Origin of the sequence: Pseudomonas juntendi (genome assembly GCF_009932375.1) — a bacterium.
GTDB classification, from domain to species: Bacteria; Pseudomonadota; Gammaproteobacteria; order Pseudomonadales; family Pseudomonadaceae; genus Aquipseudomonas; species Aquipseudomonas juntendi.
Window position 1 is genome coordinate 1 of record NZ_BLJG01000455.1, and the last position, 202, is coordinate 202.

The window sequence follows — 202 nt, forward strand, 5'->3', positions numbered from 1 at the left end:
CAGTTGGTCAGACACCTCGGCCGGCACACCGAACACCAGGTTCAGCACGCCAGGCGGCACGCCAGCATCCTGGAAGGCGCGGCACAGCTCTATGCACGAAGACGGCGTTTCTTCCGGCCCCTTGGCGATGATCGAGCAGCCGGCAGCCAGCGCCCCGGCGATCTTGCGCACCAGTTGGCTGACCGGGAAGTTCCATGGGCTG

1 protein-coding gene is annotated in these 202 nt (G+C 66.3%); it reads right to left on the reverse strand.

Features of this window, described 5'->3' with window-relative positions:
- Positions 1–202 (reverse strand): aldehyde dehydrogenase family protein (locus GYA94_RS26700; RefSeq protein ID WP_161893457.1); only part of this gene is annotated, 202 nt, incomplete at both ends.